Below are 756 nucleotides of genomic sequence, written 5' to 3'. Positions count from 1 at the left end.
CGTTGTCGAACACGTTGAGATCGGGAATCAGGTTGAACGCCTGAAAGATGAAGCCGATCTTCTCGTTGCGGATCTTCGAGCGGGCGTTGTCGTTGAGGTTGCTCACTTCGATGCCGTCGAGGTGATACTCGCCGCCACTGAAGGTTTCCAGCAGGCCGGCGATGGTCAGGAAGGTGGTCTTGCCGGAGCCGGACGGACCGGTAACGGCCACGAATTCACCTTCTTTCACGTCGATGTTGAAATCGCGCAGCGCATAGGTCTCCACCACTTCGGTGCGGTAGACCTTGGACAGGTGGGTCATCTTCAGCATGGTTATTCCTCGGTGGTGGTGATGTTTGTCGTGGTGCTTTGGCTCCTCCCCCCTACTTGTAGGGGGAGGCTGGGAGGGGGTGGGCTCTTGACCTTTGGAGCAAGAGCTTCACTCCTCCCCAACCCTCCCCCGCGAGCAGGGGAGGGAGTAAATGCTCGTCAGTTGCTGATCGCGACGCGATCCGCGTTCTTGAAATTGTCGGTACCGGAAATCACGATGCGGTCGCCTTGCTTCAGGCCATCGAGGATCTCCACCTTGTCGATGCTGCTGGCGCCAACGCGGATCGGGGTTTTTGTGGCGATGCCGTCGCGAACCACATACGCATAGCTGCCACCGGATTCATCGACGAACGAGCCACGCTGTACGGTGAGCACGTTCTCGCGATGATCCAGCAGCACACGCACCGACAGGCGCTGGTTCTGCCGCAGTTCTTTTGGGGTGGTGCC

General features: G+C 59.0%; 1 protein-coding gene and 1 pseudogene. Both read right to left on the bottom strand.

Going from position 1 to position 756, the window contains the following annotated elements:
* Nucleotides 1–310: ABC transporter ATP-binding protein (locus GSQ77_RS28985; RefSeq protein WP_158907604.1), on the bottom strand; the 310-nt coding region annotated here is incomplete at its 3' end.
* Between the two features lie 158 nt (nucleotides 311–468).
* A pseudogene (locus GSQ77_RS28980) lies at nucleotides 469–756 on the bottom strand (efflux transporter periplasmic adaptor subunit); the annotation flags it as partial.

Source organism: Burkholderia sp. L27(2015), assembly GCF_009765705.1.
Lineage (GTDB): Bacteria > Pseudomonadota > Gammaproteobacteria > Burkholderiales > Burkholderiaceae > LMUX01.
This window is presented reverse-complemented; position numbering and strand designations above follow the sequence as displayed.